Origin of the sequence: Paracoccus jeotgali (genome assembly GCF_002865605.1) — a bacterium.
GTDB lineage: Bacteria > Pseudomonadota > Alphaproteobacteria > Rhodobacterales > Rhodobacteraceae > Paracoccus > Paracoccus jeotgali.
In genome coordinates, this window is record NZ_CP025583.1 from 1,749,167 (window position 1) to 1,765,259 (window position 16,093).

The 16,093-nt window shown below is 68.0% G+C and carries 17 protein-coding genes; 5 read left to right on the forward strand and 12 right to left on the reverse strand.

Going from position 1 to position 16,093, the window contains the following annotated elements:
* Positions 1-4 precede the first annotated feature (4 nt).
* The 6 genes from lpdA to map form a co-directional block, all read right to left on the reverse strand.
* A complete protein-coding gene (gene lpdA / locus CYR75_RS08520; RefSeq protein ID WP_101499653.1) occupies positions 5-1,396 on the reverse strand; it encodes a dihydrolipoyl dehydrogenase in 1,392 nt (463 codons plus the stop codon).
* A 39-nt stretch (positions 1,397-1,435) separates the two neighbouring features.
* Positions 1,436-2,014: a DUF924 family protein gene (locus tag CYR75_RS08525; RefSeq protein WP_101499654.1), complete on the reverse strand. Its 579-nt coding sequence runs from the start codon at positions 2,012-2,014 to the stop codon at positions 1,436-1,438.
* A 70-nt stretch (positions 2,015-2,084) separates the two neighbouring features.
* Positions 2,085-3,440, reverse strand: a complete 1,356-nt coding sequence (locus CYR75_RS08530) for an MFS transporter (RefSeq protein ID WP_101499655.1) — start codon at positions 3,438-3,440, stop codon at positions 2,085-2,087.
* The gene (gene queA, locus CYR75_RS08535) at positions 3,437-4,495 is read right to left on the reverse strand and encodes a tRNA preQ1(34) S-adenosylmethionine ribosyltransferase-isomerase QueA (RefSeq protein ID WP_101499656.1); all 1,059 of its coding nucleotides are present in this window, start codon (positions 4,493-4,495) and stop codon (positions 3,437-3,439) included. Before queA ends, CYR75_RS08530 begins: the two co-directional genes overlap by 4 nt.
* A 94-nt stretch (positions 4,496-4,589) precedes the next feature.
* Positions 4,590-5,420, reverse strand: coding sequence for a BadF/BadG/BcrA/BcrD ATPase family protein (locus tag CYR75_RS08540; RefSeq protein ID WP_101499657.1), 831 nt, complete (start codon positions 5,418-5,420; stop codon positions 4,590-4,592).
* A complete protein-coding gene (gene map / locus CYR75_RS08545; RefSeq protein WP_101499658.1) occupies positions 5,417-6,220 on the reverse strand; it encodes a type I methionyl aminopeptidase in 804 nt (267 codons plus the stop codon). The genes CYR75_RS08540 and map overlap by 4 nt, the downstream gene beginning before the upstream one ends.
* A gap of 141 nt (positions 6,221-6,361) precedes the next feature.
* Here map and CYR75_RS08550 point away from each other — a divergent pair, with 141 nt between their 5' ends.
* Entirely contained in the window at positions 6,362-7,102 is a 741-nt protein-coding gene (locus tag CYR75_RS08550) for a competence/damage-inducible protein A (RefSeq protein ID WP_101499659.1), read from the forward strand.
* 2 nt (positions 7,103-7,104) lie between these two features.
* On the forward strand, positions 7,105-7,842 hold the full coding sequence (locus CYR75_RS08555) for a GNAT family N-acetyltransferase (RefSeq protein WP_101499660.1): 738 nt from the start codon (positions 7,105-7,107) through the stop codon (positions 7,840-7,842).
* On the opposite strand, the gene CYR75_RS08560 is transcribed toward CYR75_RS08555, so the two are convergent.
* The gene (locus tag CYR75_RS08560) at positions 7,839-8,219 is read right to left on the reverse strand and encodes a hypothetical protein (protein WP_101499661.1); all 381 of its coding nucleotides are present in this window, start codon (positions 8,217-8,219) and stop codon (positions 7,839-7,841) included. The genes CYR75_RS08555 and CYR75_RS08560 overlap by 4 nt on opposite strands.
* Positions 8,220-8,247: 28 nt before the next feature.
* Positions 8,248-9,009 (reverse strand): DUF6478 family protein, encoded by a 762-nt coding sequence (locus CYR75_RS08565; protein WP_264080885.1) that lies wholly within the window; start codon positions 9,007-9,009, stop codon positions 8,248-8,250.
* Between the two features lie 197 nt (positions 9,010-9,206).
* On the opposite strand from CYR75_RS08565, the gene CYR75_RS08570 reads away from it, so the two are divergent.
* Positions 9,207-9,797 carry a CAP domain-containing protein gene (locus CYR75_RS08570; RefSeq protein ID WP_225972658.1) on the forward strand — a complete coding sequence of 197 codons (591 nt, stop codon included), beginning with the start codon at positions 9,207-9,209 and terminating at the stop codon, positions 9,795-9,797.
* Positions 9,798-9,910: 113 nt separating this feature from the next.
* Here the strand turns inward: CYR75_RS08570 and cls are convergent, their stop codons facing one another.
* Positions 9,911-11,341, reverse strand: coding sequence for a cardiolipin synthase (gene cls / locus CYR75_RS08575; protein WP_101500957.1), 1,431 nt, complete (start codon positions 11,339-11,341; stop codon positions 9,911-9,913).
* A 95-nt stretch (positions 11,342-11,436) separates the two neighbouring features.
* On the opposite strand from cls, the gene accD reads away from it, so the two are divergent.
* Together accD and CYR75_RS08585 are read left to right on the forward strand one after the other, a co-directional pair.
* A complete protein-coding gene (accD, locus tag CYR75_RS08580) occupies positions 11,437-12,411 on the forward strand; it encodes an acetyl-CoA carboxylase, carboxyltransferase subunit beta (protein ID WP_101499663.1) in 975 nt (324 codons plus the stop codon).
* Between the two features lie 15 nt (positions 12,412-12,426).
* A complete protein-coding gene (locus tag CYR75_RS08585; protein WP_101499664.1) occupies positions 12,427-13,701 on the forward strand; it encodes a bifunctional folylpolyglutamate synthase/dihydrofolate synthase in 1,275 nt (424 codons plus the stop codon).
* On the opposite strand, the gene zapE is transcribed toward CYR75_RS08585, so the two are convergent.
* The 3 genes from zapE to CYR75_RS08600 are packed head-to-tail and all read right to left on the reverse strand — an operon-like array spanning position 13,698 to position 16,005.
* The gene (zapE, locus tag CYR75_RS08590) at positions 13,698-14,804 is read right to left on the reverse strand and encodes a cell division protein ZapE (RefSeq protein ID WP_101499665.1); all 1,107 of its coding nucleotides are present in this window, start codon (positions 14,802-14,804) and stop codon (positions 13,698-13,700) included. The two genes, CYR75_RS08585 and zapE, sit on opposite strands and share 4 nt — an antisense overlap.
* Positions 14,804-15,550 (reverse strand): glycerophosphodiester phosphodiesterase family protein, encoded by a 747-nt coding sequence (locus CYR75_RS08595; protein ID WP_101500958.1) that lies wholly within the window; start codon positions 15,548-15,550, stop codon positions 14,804-14,806. The genes zapE and CYR75_RS08595 overlap by 1 nt, the downstream gene beginning before the upstream one ends.
* Positions 15,550-16,005 carry a RidA family protein gene (locus CYR75_RS08600; protein ID WP_101499666.1) on the reverse strand — a complete coding sequence of 152 codons (456 nt, stop codon included), beginning with the start codon at positions 16,003-16,005 and terminating at the stop codon, positions 15,550-15,552. The genes CYR75_RS08595 and CYR75_RS08600 overlap by 1 nt, the downstream gene beginning before the upstream one ends.
* Between the last annotated feature and the right edge of the window lie 88 nt (positions 16,006-16,093).

The window sequence follows — 16,093 nt, forward strand, 5'->3', positions numbered from 1 at the left end:
GCGTCTAGAAGTGGATCGCGCGGCCATAGGCCGACAGGACCGATTCATGCATCATCTCGGACAGGGTTGGATGGGGGAAGACGGTCTCCATCAACTCGGCCTCGGTCGTTTCCAGCGTGCGGCCGACGACATAGCCCTGGATCAGTTCGGTCACCTCGGCGCCGACCATGTGGGCGCCCAGAAGCTCGCCGGTCTTGGCGTCGAAGACGGTCTTGACCAGCCCCTCGGGCTCGCCCAGCGCGATGGCCTTGCCGTTGCCGATGAAGGGGAAGCGGCCCACCTTGATCTCGTAACCGGCGGCCTTGGCCTTTTCCTCGGTCAGCCCGACCGAGGCCACCTGCGGGTTGCAATAGGTGCAGCCGGGGATCGAGTTCGGCTTGATCGGGTGCGGCTTTTGCCCCGCGATCAGCTCCGCGACCATCACCCCTTCATGGCTGGCCTTGTGCGCCAGCCAGGGTGCGCCCGCGACGTCGCCGATGGCATACAGCCCCTCGACCCCGGTGCGGCAGTATTCGTCGGTGACGACATGGGTGCGGTCGATCTTGACGCCCAGCTTTTCCAGCCCGATCCCCTCGACATTGCCGACGATGCCCACGGCCGAGATGACGGTGTCGAATTCGTGGCTCTCGGTCTTGCCGCCGGTCTCGATGGTGGCGATGACCTTGTCGGATTTGCGGTCCAGCGACTTGACGCTGGCCTTTTCCATGATCGTCATGCCCTGCTTGACGAACTGCTTTTTGGCCAGCGCGCTGATCTCGGCATCCTCGACCGGCAGCACCCGGTCCATCACCTCGACCACGGTGGTCTTGGCGCCGAGCGTGTTGAAGAAGCTGGCGAATTCGATCCCGATGGCGCCAGAGCCGATGACCAGCAGCTTTTGCGGCATATGCGGCGGCTTCAGCGCGTGGCGATAGCTCCACACCCGCTTGCCGTCCGCTTCCAGCCCCGGCAGTTCGCGGGCGCGTGCGCCGGTGGCGAGGATGATCGACTTGGCGGTCATCTCTTCGCTGCCCTTGTCGGTCTTGACGGTGATCTTGCCGGGCGCGGTGATCGCGGCCTCGCCCATGACCACAGTCACCTTGTTCTTTTTCAGCAGATGCCCGATCCCGCCAGACAGCTGCTTGGCGACCCCGCGCGAGCGGTCGACGACCTTGTCCAAATCATAGCCCGGCTTTTCGACCGACAAACCGAATTCTTTGGCGCGGTGCATCAGGTGGAACACCTCGGCCGAGCGCAGCAGCGCCTTGGTCGGGATGCAGCCCCAGTTCAGGCAGATCCCGCCCAGATTCTCGCGTTCGACGCAGGCGACCTTGAGGCCAAGTTGCGCGGCCCGGATCGCAGCGACATAGCCGCCCGGCCCTGTCCCGATCACTATCACGTCGAAATTCTGCGCCATGCGGATCTCCTTGGCAAAACTGGTTTAGCGTTAAACCATTCAGTGAGCCCCATCAAGCGACAGCTTGCCCTGCACCATCGCGCCATAGCCGCCGGCGTCCAGAAAGGCGCGTTCATTGGGACGGGTCTCGCGCCCCAGCGCCTCGTTGCGCCAGGGAAAGCGGCCGAAGGTCTGGATCACGTCGCGGTGCATCTTGGCGTGGCGCAGGTTCGATTCCGCCTCGGGCAGGCGTTCCTTGAACAGGGCGACGCAATGATTCTGGTCGCCCAGCTCTTCGGAGTGCATGAAGGGAACATAGACGAACTGCCGCAGCAGCGGGTCGAGTTTCATGTCGTGGCCCGCGTCGATGGCCGACTGCGCCAGCTTGCGGGCCAGCATGTCGGTGGCAAAGCTGCGCGAATCGTCGCGGAACATGTTGCGCGGGAACTGGTCGGTCAGCAGGATCGAGGCCAAGGCACCGTCGGGGCTGTCGGACCACTCCGCCGTCAGTTCCGAGGCCCGCTGCCACGCATCCAGAAACCGGTCGCGGATCTTGTCGTCCAGCGCGACGCTGCCCTGATACCAGTGCTGCTCGCCGACCTCGTCGACCCAGAACCCGATCACATCCTGCGGCGTCATGCGCGACCCTCCATTGATTGTTGGACCGATGGTCGCAGCCGGGGCCGGGTCGCGCAAGCAGGTTTTCGGATCAGGTCCGGGGGTCGGCTTCGGGCGCTGGCTCGGCCGTGGCCTCCTCAACCGCCGCATCCTCGGGCGGCAGGACGGCGTAATCGGCGGCGGCGATGTTGTCGCCCAGGTCTTCGCTGGCCGGGCTGTCATCCTGCGCGGCCTCGATCGCGGCACCGACGGCGATGGTCGTCGCGGCCGGCACGATGACGGCAAAGTTGCCGGTGTCGGCCGGTGCCACGCCCTCGCGCCGGTTCATCCGCCAGGCAGTATACAGCGCCAGCGCGATCATCAGCGTCACGATGAAGATCCAGAACCCGTTCGGCCCCAGCAGCCCCATCAGCCGCCCGACGATCAGCGGCCCGCCGACCGCGCCAAGGCCGTTCAGAAAGATCAGCCCGGCCGAGGCGGCGGCCATGTCCGATGTGTCCAGGTGGTCATTGGTATGGGCCAGCAGCAGCGCATAAACCGGGTTCGACACCGCCCCGGCGATGCCCGCGACCAGCAGCGTGCCCCAGATGCCGGGATTGGCGGTCAGTTGCAGCATCACCGCAACGATGCCCACGATCAGCAGATACAGGACCAGATGCCGCCGATCCATGCGGTCTGAAATCCAGCCGATGGGAAACTGCAGGATCAGCCCGCCCAGATAGACCGCCGCGATGATGGCCGAGATGTCGCGCACGCTCAGCCCGACCACGGTCCCCCAGACCGGCGTCATGCCCAGAAGCGCCGAGAACACCCCGCCCATCAGGAAGATGCCGATGCAGCCAAGGGGTGAGACGTGGTAAAGCTGCCTGATGCTCATCCGGCCCAGGGCGCCAAAGGCGGGCGCGGGCTGGACCGACAGCAGGATCGGCGTGAAGGCCAGCGAGACCAGAACCGAAGGCAGGATGAACAGCAGAAACCCGCCCGGATCGCCCAGGTTCACCAGAAACTGCGCGCTGACCAGACCGGTCATCTGCACGATCATATAGGCCGACATCGCCTGCCCGCGATTTTCGTTGCTGGTCGAGGCGTTCAGCCAGCTTTCGGCGGTGATATAGACGCCGGAAAAGGAGAACCCGATCAGCAGGCGCAGGAACGACCACGCGACCCAGTTCGGCACGGCGGCGTAAAGGATCAGCACCGCCGAGATCAGCGAGCCGAGCGCCGCAAAGACCCGCACATGCCCGACCCGCTGGATCAGCGCCGGCGCGGTGCGGCTGCCCAGCAGGAAGCCCGCGAAATAGCTGGCCATGACGACCGACATGCGGTCGGTCGAGATGCTCTCGATGCCGCCCCGGATGCCCAGCAGCGTGCCCTGCATGCCGTTGCCGACCAGCAGCAGCATGACGCCCAGCAGCAGGGGCCAGGTAGTGCGCAGAACGCTGATCATGGTGACCTCTCGGGCAGCAGCAGCGACGCATCGCCATAGGAAAAGAAGCGATAGCCGTGGCTGACTGCGTGCTGATAGATGCGGCTGATCCGGTCCCGCCCCATCAGCGCCGAGACGAGCATCAGCAGGGTCGAACGCGGCAGGTGAAAATTGGTCATCAGCGCGTCGGTGACGCGGAACCGATAGCCGGGATAGATGAAGATATCGGTCGCGGCGCGGTATGGCGTCACGCGCCCGTCCTCGGTCGCGGCGGATTCGAGCAGGCGCAGCGCGGTGGTGCCGACCGGGATGACGCGGCCGCCGGCGGCCTTGGCGGCGTTGATGCGTTGGGCGGCCTCGGGCGTGATCTCGCCCCATTCGGCGTGCATCCGGTGCGTGGTCACGTCCTCGACCTTGACCGGCAGGAAGGTGCCGGCGCCGACATGCAGGGTGACGTGGACGAACTCGACCCCGCGCTCGCGCAGGCGCGCCAACAGCGCGTCGTCGAAATGCAGGCTCGCGGTGGGGGCGGCGACGGCGCCCGTGTGCCGCGCCCAGATGGTCTGGTAATCGGTGCGGTCGCGGTCGTCCGGGGCACGCTGCGCGGCGATATAGGGCGGCAGCGGCATGTCGCCCACCTGTTCCAGCGCGGCGTCGAGGGCAGAGCCTTCGGCGTCGAAGTCCAGCGTCAGTTCGGCCTCGGCGATGGACAGGACGCGGGCCGACAGCGTCTCGCCAAAGCGGATCACCTCGCCCGGCTTCAGCTTGCGCAGCGGCTTGGCAAGCGCCCGCCAGCCTTGGGACGCGGGTTCCAGCAGCGTGACCTCGACCCTGGCCGAGACCTCGCCCTGCGGGGTCTGGCGGCGGCGCTCGCCGGTCAGCCGGGCGGGAATGACGCGGGTGTCGTTCAGCACCAGCAGATCGCCCGGCCCCAGCAGATCCGGCAGATCGCTGACCCGCCGGTCGGCGATCGAGTCGCCCTGCGCCACCAGCAGACGCGCGGAACTGCGCGGCCGTGCGGGGCGCGTGGCGATCAGCCCCTCGGGCAGGTGAAAGTCGAAATCGGAAAGCTGCATGTCCGGCTTGTCGGCCCGCCAGAACAGCAGGTCAACCCCCGGCCCGAGCGGTCGCGCAAAATTGCCCCGGTTTCGCCGGGGTTTGCAGCGAGGGCTATAGCGTCAAGGCCAGCCGCAACGCGCCGTCCAGCGGCGTGCCGAGCGGTGGCCGGATCTGCCAGCGATCCGCCAGCAGCCGCGCATAGACCGGCCCCAGCCCGCCAGAGAACACCACCGGCAGCCCGAGATCGGTCTGCAGCGCCTCGATATAATCCGCAACGCAAGCGGCGGCGGCGTCCCACAGACGCAGCGCCGCCGGATCGTCCGGAAACCCCAGCAGATGCGGCACCTCGGCCCCAAAGGCGGCCCCGGTCGCTGCGCGGGCGAAACCGACGATGCCTGACGCGCCGCCGTGGCGTTCAAGCGTCTGCCGGGTCAGCGGCGTCTGCGGCAGAAACCCATCCTCGGCCCGCAGCACATCGGCCAGAAAGCGCCGACCCAGCCAGTTGCCGGACCCCTCGTCGCCAAGGATCGGACCCCAGCCGCCCCGCGTCGTCACCTGCCCGTCAAGCTGGCGGATGAACGCCGACCCGGTGCCCATCGCGGCCACGATCCCGTCCGCAGCGCCCAAGGCCCCCGCCGCCGCCGTCACCGCATCCTGAACGACCCGCACCTGCCCCAGCCCCAGCCCCAGCCGCGCCGGCAGCCACTCGGCCGCGCCCGAGGTATTGACCCCGGCCAGCCCCAGCACCGCGCGGATCTGCGCCGGATCATGGCCGCCCACCGCCTGCGCCAGACAATCGGTGATCGCGGCAACCGCGCCGTCAGGGTCGGACATGACATTGGCGGGGCCGCCTTGCCCGCGCCCCAGCACCGTCCCTGCCGCATCGGCCAGAACGGCGCGGCACCCGGTGCCGCCGCCGTCCAGCCCCAGGAACAGCCTCACCCCAGATCCGGGAAGAAGCGCCCGGCGGGGGAAAGGGTAAAGATCTCGGCCCCGGTCGCGGTCACGCCGATCGAGTGCTCGAACTGCGCCGACAGCGACTTGTCGCGGGTGACGGCGGTCCAGTCATCGGCCAGCACCTTGGTATCGGGGCGGCCGAGGTTGATCATCGGCTCGATGGTGAAGAACATGCCCTCTTCCAGACGCGGGCCTTTGCCGGGGCGGCCGAAATGCAGCACGTTGGGCGGCGCGTGAAAGACCCGCCCCAGACCGTGCCCGCAGAAATCGCGGACGACCGACATGCGCTGCGCCTCGGCATATTCCTGAATCGCCCAGCCGATATCGCCAAAGGTCGCGCCGGGCCGCACCGCCTCGATCCCGCGCATCAGCGAGTCGTGGGTGACCTGGATCAGCCGCCGGGCCTTCACCGACGGCGTGCCCGCGACATACATCCGGCTGGTGTCGCCATACCATCCATCGACGATCACGGTCACGTCGATGTTCAGAATATCGCCCGCGTTCAACACCTTGCCGCCGGGGATGCCGTGGCAGACGACGTGATTGACGCTGATGCAACTGGCGTGCTGGTAGCCGCGATAGCCGATGGTGGCCGAGGTCGCCCCCGCCTCGACGATGCGGTCGTGGATGAAGCTGTCCAGCGCCTCGGTCGTGGTGCCCGGCTCGACCAGCGGGCCGACCTCGTCAAGGATTTGGGCGGCCAGCGCCCCCGCCTTGTGCATGCCCGCGAAATCCTCGGGCTGGTGGATACGGATGCCCTCGGGCGTTAAGGAACCATCATTCATCGGATCAACCTTTCTCAGCCCCCGACATAACCCCGGCCTCTGCGTTCTTCCAGCCCGGATCTGCCGCCGCCAAATCCGCCGCGCCGGTCTATTGCCCAGCCCCGGCGCCATGCGTAGATTGCCGACGAAACGGAGGTTTCCATGCAATCCGACAACAAGACGGCGGCCATTCTGGTCATTGGCGACGAGATCCTCTCGGGCCGCACGCGCGAGGGGAATGCCCATCATCTGGCCAGCGTGCTGACGGCCGTGGGCATCGATCTGCGCGAAATCCGCGTCGTCGCCGATGAACAGCCGCTGATTGTCGAGGCGATCCGGGCGCTCGATTCCTCGCTGGGGGGGCGCTACGACCTGCTGTTCACCTCGGGCGGGATCGGGCCGACGCATGACGACGTGACCGCGGATTCGGTGGCCGAGGCGTTCGGCACCGGCATTGAGATGAACGAAGAGGCGCTGGCCGTCATGCGCGCAAGGTGGGAGGCGCGCGGCATGCCCGTCACCGGCAACCGGATGCGGATGGCGCGGATCCCGTTGGGGGCCAAGCTGATCCCCAACAAGTTCAGCGCGGCGCCCGGTTTTCATCTGGGCAACACCTATGTCATGGCCGGCGTGCCCGAGGTCTTCCGCGCGATGGTCGATGCGATCCTGCCCGACCTGCCGACCGGCCGCCCGGTCGTCAGCGAATCGATCGACGTCAATCGCGGCGAATCCGATGTGGCCGAGGATCTGCAACAGGTGGCGCTGGCCTATCCCGACCTGTCGCTCGGCTCTTACCCGTGGCACCGCGAGGGCAGCTATGGGACGATGCTGGTCGTGCGCGGCCTCGATGGCGCCCGCGTCGCTGCCGCCATGACCGATCTGCGGCAGCGGATCGGGTTGTGAGCGTGAGCGAGGCCGACCGGCTTGATCGCGCACTCGAGGCGAGCTGGCCGGCGTCCGACTATGCCGAGGCCGGTGCGTTCCGCGTCGGCCGCGCCGGGGCCGATCCGGCGCTCGGCGCGGCTGCGCTGCGGTCCCGCGACGCGGCGTGGCAGGATGAGGATCTGCAGCTTGCGTTTGATCTGCACGCAGGCTGGCAGCAACCGCCGATCTTCCGCCTGCCCGACGACGCCGATCCGGCGCTGGTCGCGGCGCTGACGCAGCGCGGACTGCGGCCCGCGCGCGAGATGCGGATTCTGGCGGTGGGGATCGACCGGCTGACCACCCAGCCGGTGCCGCGCGTGACCAGTTTCGCGGTCTGGCCACCTCTCGCCATCCAGCGCGACCTGTGGGCCGAGATGGGGCTGGATGCCGCGCGGCAGGCGATCATGGACCGGGTCGCGCTGCCGAAATCCGCCATTCTGGGCCGCACCGATGACCGCGCCGCCGGCGTCGCCTTTGTCGCGGCAAGCGACGGGCTGGCGGTGCTGCATGCGCTGGAAATCGTGCCCTCGCTGCGCCGGCAGGGGCTGGCGGGCTGGATGATGCGCGAGGCCGGGTTCTGGGCCACCGCGCAAGGCTGCGACCGGCTGTGTCTCGCCGTGGCCGCCGACAACGCCGCGGCCATCGCGCTGTATCGCAAGCTCGAATTCCAGGACGCTGGCGGTTTCTGCTATTTCGCCCCGCCCGGCACGCGCCTCTAGCCCGCCGTCGCGCGGGCCAGCCGGCGGAACTCGCGTTGCAGCAGGTCCAGTTCCGCCCGCATCAGGTCGATCTCGGCCCGCAGATCGTCGCCCGCCGGGGCGCCCGCGATCAGCGACAGGCTGCCCAGCATCTCGCCCGGCCCCGGGTCCGCGTCCCCCGGATCGGCCAGCAGCACCAGCGTTTGCAGCCCGTCCGACAGACATTCGACCGGCACCCGGGCGCTGATCCGCCAGCTTTGCGGCCCCTCGGGCTGCACCTCGGCCTCGGCCACGGGGCTGCCGTTACAGGCCAGCGTGACCCGCGCCGGGGCGTGCTCGCGGTGCAGCCGCACGGTCCAGACCCCCGCCCGCAATCCCAGAGATTCGAAATCGGACATGCGGCCCTCCTGACCGGTTCGCGTTGCGTCAGACATTCGCCCTCGGATGGCGCGAGACGATCATTTCACGGATGCCGACAGCGTTCATCGCGGGCTTTTCCAGGATCACGTCCAGCCACACCTTGTCGATGCGGTTCTCGTTCATCGCGGTCTCGGCCAGGTCAAACTCGGTGACGTGGCGATTGCCGCGCCCGGCCTCCATCCCGCCCAGATGCCGCAGAATCTCCTCGGTATTCGGGCCGTTGCCGATGTTCAGACGCAGATAGATGTCGGCCTCGGCCTCGGGCTGGATCACCGTCTCGACCCGGATGATGTGATCGCGGGTCAGCCCGTCGCGCACCTCGTCCGGCAGATCGGTGCTGAGCGACAGGAAACTGCCGCCAAAGCCCAGCACCTCGATCCGCAGGATCTGGCTGGACAGGTCCGCGCTGTCGGTGTTGCCGGTCTGGCGCAGCAGCAGGGCGCGGTCCGGGCAGTCATGCCAGACCGTCAGGCCCGGCCCCAGCAGCGTCCCGCTGTCCGGCCCGACCGAGCCCGCAGGCGTCATCGGCGCATCCAGAAACCCCGGCCGCCAGCGCCAGTCGGTGCCGCCCGGCATCGGCAGCCGGTCGAGCGCGGCGCGCGACCCGCGCACCCGCTGATGGCTGACGGTCAGAAAACTGTCGAGATGCTTGCGCAGGGTCAGCGCCTGCTCGCGCAGATAGGGCAGTTGCGCGGCGCGCAGCCGCTCGGCCTGGCTGTCCAGCCGCGCCCAGTCGTCGCAGGCGCGTTGGCGCAATCTGCGTTCCAACCAGCGTTTCGGGCGAAAAGCCATGTTTTTCCTGAGCCTCGCAACGGGGACAGCGCCCCCGAGGGATAGTGAAGGGCCGCGCTTTCGGCAAGATCCAGCCGACCCTTAACTGGACGTTAGCACATGACTGTTTAGATAGGCGCAACCAAAGGAAGAACCGCTACAGGAAACTGCGCTTGATGATTGTTCATAGCTTCTTGAAAACGCTTGCCGTTCTGGCCCTGAACGGGCTGGTACTGGCAAGCTGCGCCCCCGCCCCCCAGCCAGAGCCTGCGCGCCAGCCGGCACGCGAATCGACCGTCTCGCCGCGTCTGCCGGGCCGGATCGTCGTCACCGACGGGCATGGCGACATCCATATGGCGCTGGCCGGAAACGCCCAATGCGCCGCCACCTCGGGGGCCGAGACCGCCGCCGCGCTGGCCTCGACCAATGCGATTCGCGCGCAGCGGGGGCTGGCGCCCCTCAGCGTCGATCCGCGCCTGCAGCGGGCGGCGGAAAGCCATGCCTGCGAAATGGCGCGGCGCGGGACGATGACCCATGTCGGCGGCAAGAGCAGCGGCCCGATGGCCCGCATCAAGCAGCTCGGCTACAAGCCGCGCATGGCGGCCGAAAACATCGCCGGCGGACGCTTTGACCTGGCCCGCGTGCAGTCGGAATGGGTCAACTCGCCCAACCACCGCGCCAACCTGCTGCTGCCACAGACCCGGCATTTCGGCCTCGGCCGGGCAGTCGCGGCCGATGGCAAGACGGTGTTCTGGTCGGCGGTGTTCGCGCAGCCCAAGGGGTGAAAGAGGTGAGGGCGGCGCGTGGGCGAATGTTAAGCTTCCGGTGGCGCCGCCTGGGCGGGCGTAAGGCGACATTCAGACCACAGCAGCAGCGTCGCCAGCCCCCGCCCCAGCCGCTAAAGCAGCGGCGTCGCCAGGGCCAAGGTGTTGTTCCGGATCCGCCGCCAGCTTGGCCATGCCGCGACCTCGTCCAGCGTGATCTCGCGGGCGCGGTCCAGATAGCTCTGCTGGCGGGCGTCGATCGCGGCAATCGCGGCGCCGTCGGCCACGATCATGTTCATCTCGTAGTTCAACTCAAAACTGCGGCGGTCGAGATTGCCGCTGCCCAGCATGGCGATGCGGCCATCGACGGTGATCAGCTTGGCGTGCAGCAGCCCCGGCTTGAACGCCATCAGCCGTACCCCGGCCCGCAGCAGCCCCAGATAGAAGCCCTGCGAGGTCGCGCCTACGAACAGCGAATCATTGCGCGCCGGCAGGATCATCGTCACCGCGATGCCGCGCCGCGCGCAGGCCTGAATGGCGGCATCGGTCGCGGGATCGGGGACGTAATAGGGTGTCGTGATGATGACCTGCTTTCGCGCCGCCGCCAGCAGCGCGATGATGCAGTCGGACACGCTGCCCGCCCGCAGGTCCGGCCCGGTCGAGACCACCTGCGCCACCACATTGCCGCCCTCGGCCGGGGGCACGGCGGCCAGCATCTCGCTGCCCAGATCGACGCCGGTATAGCTCATCCAGTCGGCGAGAAACACCGTCTGCATCTGGCGCAGGACCGGGCCTTCGACCGCGAACCAGACGTCGATCCAGGGCGCGTAGCGCGGCTTGACGGCAAAGGCCATGTCGGCGGCATTGCGACTGCCGGTAAAGCCCAGCCGGTTGTCGATCAGCACGATCTTGCGGTGATTGCGCAGATCCAGCCGCCGCGACAGCATCCGCAGCGGGAAATAGCCGGTGGGCATGGCGCGGACCAGCACCACGCCTGCATCCTCCATCTCGGTCCACAGCGACGACCGCCAGAACCGGCGCGAGCCGAGATCGTCGACCATCACCCGGCAATCGACCCCGCGCTGCGCCGCCTTGCACAACGCCTTGCCGATCCGCCCGCCCGAGACGTCGTTCAGCCAGATATAGAACAGCACATGGACATGGGTCCGCGCGGTCTCGATGGCGCGGATCATCTCGTCAAAGGCGTCGTCGCCCTCGGGCAGCAGCCGCAGCCGGTTGCCGTCGACGGGCGGCATCCCGCCCACCGATTCGGCGGTCGCGGCGATGCCGGCCATCCAGTCGGGCGGTGTCTCGATCCGGTGCGGGCTAGGCGTCATCACGCCGCTGAGGTGACTGCGGATGTCGGCGGCGCGCTGCCGGTCGGCCTGCGCGATCCGCACCTCGCCGAACAGCAGATAGGCGACGATGCCGACGAAGGGCAGCGCCTCGACGACCATGATCCAGGCCAGCCGGACCGATGGCTCGATCCGGTTGCGGGTCAGAACCCGCACCACGATGAAGGCCGCCAGCACATAATGGGTGATGACGAGAAGGGTGGTCCACATGCCCGGCATGAAACCTGTTCCGGGCCCTCGCTGCAATTGCAATTCCGTGACGCGCGGCCTATCTGTCCTGCGACCCCGGTCAGGAGCCGTTTCAGATGAACTGGATCACCAACTACGTCCGCCCGCGCATCAATTCGCTGTTCTCGCGGCGCGAAGTGCCCGAGAATCTGTGGACGAAATGTCCCGAATGCGGAACGATGCTGTTTCACCGCGAACTGGCCGACAACCTGCAGGTCTGCACCAATTGCGGCCATCATCTGCCGATCTCGCCGCGTGACCGCTTTGCGGCGCTGTTCGACAACGGCCTGTTCCGCGAGGTCGCGGTCCCCGAACCCGTTGCCGATCCGCTGCAGTTCCGCGACCAGAAGAAATATCCCGACCGCATGAAGGCCGCGCAGAAGGCGACCGGCGAGAAAGAGGCGATGCTGGTGGCCGAGGGCGAGATGGGGCGCACGCCCATCGTCGCGGCGGCGCAGGATTTTTCCTTCATGGCCGGGTCGATGGGGATGTATGTCGGCAACGCCATCATCGCCGCCGCCGAACGCGCCATCGAGCTCAAGCGGCCGCTGGTGCTGTTTTCGGCCGCAGGCGGCGCGCGGATGCAGGAAGGCATCCTGTCGCTGATGCAGATGCCTCGCACCACCGTCGCCGTCCAGATGCTGCGCGAGGCCGGGCTGCCCTATATCGTCGTGCTGACTCATCCGACCACCGGCGGCGTCACCGCGTCCTATGCGATGCTGGGCGACGTCCAGATCGCCGAGCCGAACGCGCTGATCTGCTTTGCCGGCCCGCGCGTGATCGAGCAGACCATCCGCGAGAAACTGCCCGAGGGGTTTCAGCGCGCCGAATATCTGCTGGAACACGGGATGCTCGACCGCGTCACCCCGCGCAGCGAGTTGCGGGAAGAGCTGATCACGATTCTGCGGATCCTCTGCGACATGCCGCCTGCGGTGATGGGCGAATTGCCGCCGCCCTCGCCCGCCGGACAGGCGCAGATCGCCGACAAATCCGCCACCACGCCGACCCCTGCGCCCAAGGCCGCGGCAAAGCCCGCCCCCGCCAAACCCTGACGCGACGGCGCGGCCATGGATCACTCTGACGCCATCCTCCACCGGGTGATGGGCCTGCACCCCAAGATCATCGACCTGTCGCTGGACCGGATGCAGCGCCTGCTGGCCGATCTGGGCGATCCGCAGGACCGGCTCCCGCCGGTCGTCCATATCGCGGGGACGAATGGCAAGGGCTCGACGCTGGCGATGATCCGCGCCGGGCTGGAATCGCAGGGCCGCCGCGTCCACGCCTATACCTCGCCGCATCTGGCGCGGTTTCACGAACGCATCCGCCTCGCCGGGACGCTGATCCCCGAGCCGGACCTGGCCGACATCCTGACCGAGATCGAGAAGGTCAATGAAGGCCGCCCGATCACCTTCTTTGAGCTGACGACCGCCGCCGCCTTCATCGCCTTTGCGCGGACGTCGGCCGATTATACGCTGCTCGAGGTCGGGCTTGGCGGGCGGCTGGACGCGACCAATGTCATCGAGACCCCGGCGCTGACCATCATCACGCCGGTCAGCATCGACCACACGCAATATCTGGGCGACACGCTGCCGCAGATCGCGGGCGAAAAGGCGGGCATCCTCAAGCGGCGCGTGCCGGCGATCATCGCCCGCCAGCCCGATGCGGCGCTTGCCGTGATCGAGGAGCGCGCCCGGCGGCTGTCCGCGCCGCTGCACATCGCGGGGCAGGATTGGCATAGCGCCGCCGAGCGGGACGGGATGGTGTTTCAGGATCAGGACGGCTTGTTGGACCTGCCGCTGCCGAACCTGCCCGGCCCGCACCAGATCGACAATTCCGGCACCGCCATCGCCGCGCTGCGGGCGCTGGGATTCGGCGCCGACGCCGCGCTTGCCGCCGTCACCCGTGCCGACTGGCCAGCGCGGATGCAACGGCTGCGGCGCGGGCCGCTGGTGGCCATCGCCGAGGCGCAGGGCTGCGAGCTATGGCTCGACGGCGGCCACAATGCCGCCGGGGGGCAGGCGATTGCGGCGACGCTGGCGGGGCTGCCGCAGCGGCCCACGCATCTGATCTGCGGGATGCTGAACACCAAGGATGTCACTGGCTATCTGCGCCCGCTGGGTCAGGTCTCGCAATCGCTGGTCGCGGTGTCGATCCCGGATGAGGCGAACACCCTGCCCGCCGAACAGACGCGCGATCTGGCAAGTTCGGTCGGGCTGCTGGCCAGCACCGCGCCCGATACCGCAAGCGCGGTCCGGCGGCTGGCGCAGGACCATCCGGGCGCGCGGCTGCTGATCTGCGGCTCTCTGTATCTGGCCGGGACGGTGCTGCGCGACAACGGCTAAGCCGCCGCAGCACCCCAATCGGCGTCCTGCATCTCGCGCAGCCGAGAGGCCGTTCGCTCGAATTCGAAGCTGCCCTCGCCTTCGACATACAGGTTCTCGGGCTCGGCCGCGGCCGAGGCGATCAGCCGGACCTGCGCCTCGTAAAGCGCGTCGATCAGCGTCACAAAGCGCCGCGCCTCGTTGAAATTGCTCGAGGAAAGCTGCGGGATCTCGTCGATCACCAGCAGATCGACGGCCTCGGCGAGCGCCAGATAATCCGCCGGGCCCAAGGGCCGCCCGCACAGATCCCAGAACCGGGTCCGCGCCATGCGGTCCAGATGCTGCGCCACCTCGACCTTGCGGCCCTTGACGTCGAGCACCAGCGGCGGCGCGGGACGCCCTTGCGTGATCCGGCGCCAGATGGCGTCGATCTCGGCCCGGCTTTCGCGGTTCAGCGGGCAGAACCAGACCTTGTCGCCGCCGATCCGGTCCTGACGATGGTCGCGCGGACTGTCCAGCGCCACCACCTGCAACCGGTCGCGGATCATGGCGATGAAGGGCAGGAAAAGCTGGCGGTTCAGCCCGTCCTTGTACAGATCCTCGGGTACGCGGTTCGAGGTGGTGACGATGCAGGTGCCCTCTTCGAACAGCACCTGAAACAGCCGGCCGACGATCATCGCATCGGCGATATCGGTGATCTGCATCTCGTCGAAACACAGCAGCCGCACCTGACGGGCGACGGCCAGCGCGACCGGGCGGACGGCGTCCTGATCGCCGCGCTTGCGGGCCTCGTTCAGCCCGGCCTGGATTTCCTGCATGAAGGCGTGGAAATGGACGCGGCGCTTGGCTGCGATGGGCGTGGCCTGCATGACCAGATCCATCAGCATCGACTTGCCGCGCCCGACCCCGCCCCACAGATACAGCCCCGCCGGCGCCGGCTGGGGCGCCGCGCCCGCGCCCGAAAACCAGCCGCGCCAGCCGCCGCGCGTCTTGGGCGCGGTGTCGGTATGGGCCAGCCCGGTGGCGATGGCGTCGAGGATCGGCAGCACCTCGCGCTGCGCCTCGTCATCCTGCAGCAGCCCGTCATTTATGCGGGCCTCGTAAAGCGCGGTGACCGGTCCCATCAGGGCAGGAAGCGCTCGAACGTGATGTTGTCGGCCTGCTCGCGGGTCTGGGCTTGCTGCTCGGCCGAGGTGATGGTCCAGCACAGCACCGGCACGCCACGCGCCCGAAGGTCGATTACGGCAGGATTTTCCAGATCATGCCAGTCATGGGACAGGAACTCGGCCCCGGTGCTGTCGAAATCGGCAAGCTGGCTCAGCCGGGCGCGGGTTTCGTCGTCCAGCATCGGCCAGTCGTCCTTGTCGAACTTGCAACTGGTCAGGCCCCGGCTGACCCGCGGCGCGGCCTTGCCAAAGGCGGTGACGGTGTGCGGGTTGAAGGACATGACCGCGACCGGCCCGTGATAGTTCTGCAGCAGCGCGGCGACCCGGTCCTGAACCTCGCCGATGCCGCGCCCCAACCGGCCGTCCTGATCCTTGATCTCGATCAGCAGCGGCACCTGGCCGGCGACCAGCCGCAGAACGTCGTTCAGCGTCGGGATACCCTCTTCGCTGTCGCCCAGCCGCAGCTCGGACAGGTCCTCGGGGTCGAGATCGACGACGAACCCCTCATCCCCGCACATCCGCGACAGATCGTAATCGTGAAACACCATCGGCGTGCAGTCAGACGCCGGCTGGACGTCCAGCTCGATCCCATAGCCGGCCTCGATCGCGGCGCGAAAGGCGGCGCGAGAGTTTTCCGGCACGCCGGGACCGTGCAGCCCGCGATGGGCGATGGGAAGCCGCAGAAAATCCGGATGCAGTGCCATCATTCCACCTCGAACACGGCCTCGATCTCGACCGCGACGCCGCGCGGCAGCGCATTGGCCGAGATGGCGGCGCGGGCGTGGCGACCGGCATCGCCGAACACCTGCGCGATCAGGTCCGAGCAGCCGTTCACCACCTCGGGCTGTTCGGTGAATTCGGCGGTCGAGTTGACGAATCCGCCCAGCCGCACCACCTGCCGCACCCGGTCCAGCGACCCCAGCGCGGCGCGGACCTGCGCCAGCAGCGCCAGCCCGCAACGGCGCGCGGCCTCGGCGCCCTCGGCCGTCTCCATATCCTCGCCCAGCCGGCCGAGGATCAGCCCGTCCTCATTCGCCGAGATCTGGCCTGACACGAACAGCAGATTGCCGCTGCGGACATAGGGCACATAATTCGCCGCCGGCGCAGGTGCCGGGGGCAGCGTCAGACCCAGTTCGGCAAGGCGGTCATCGATGGACATGGCAGTGTCTCCGTTCATGCTGCGGCGGCCGGGCCGCGTGGCGCGATCCTAACCGCCACGACGCGGATTGCCAGACGCGAATTGCCGC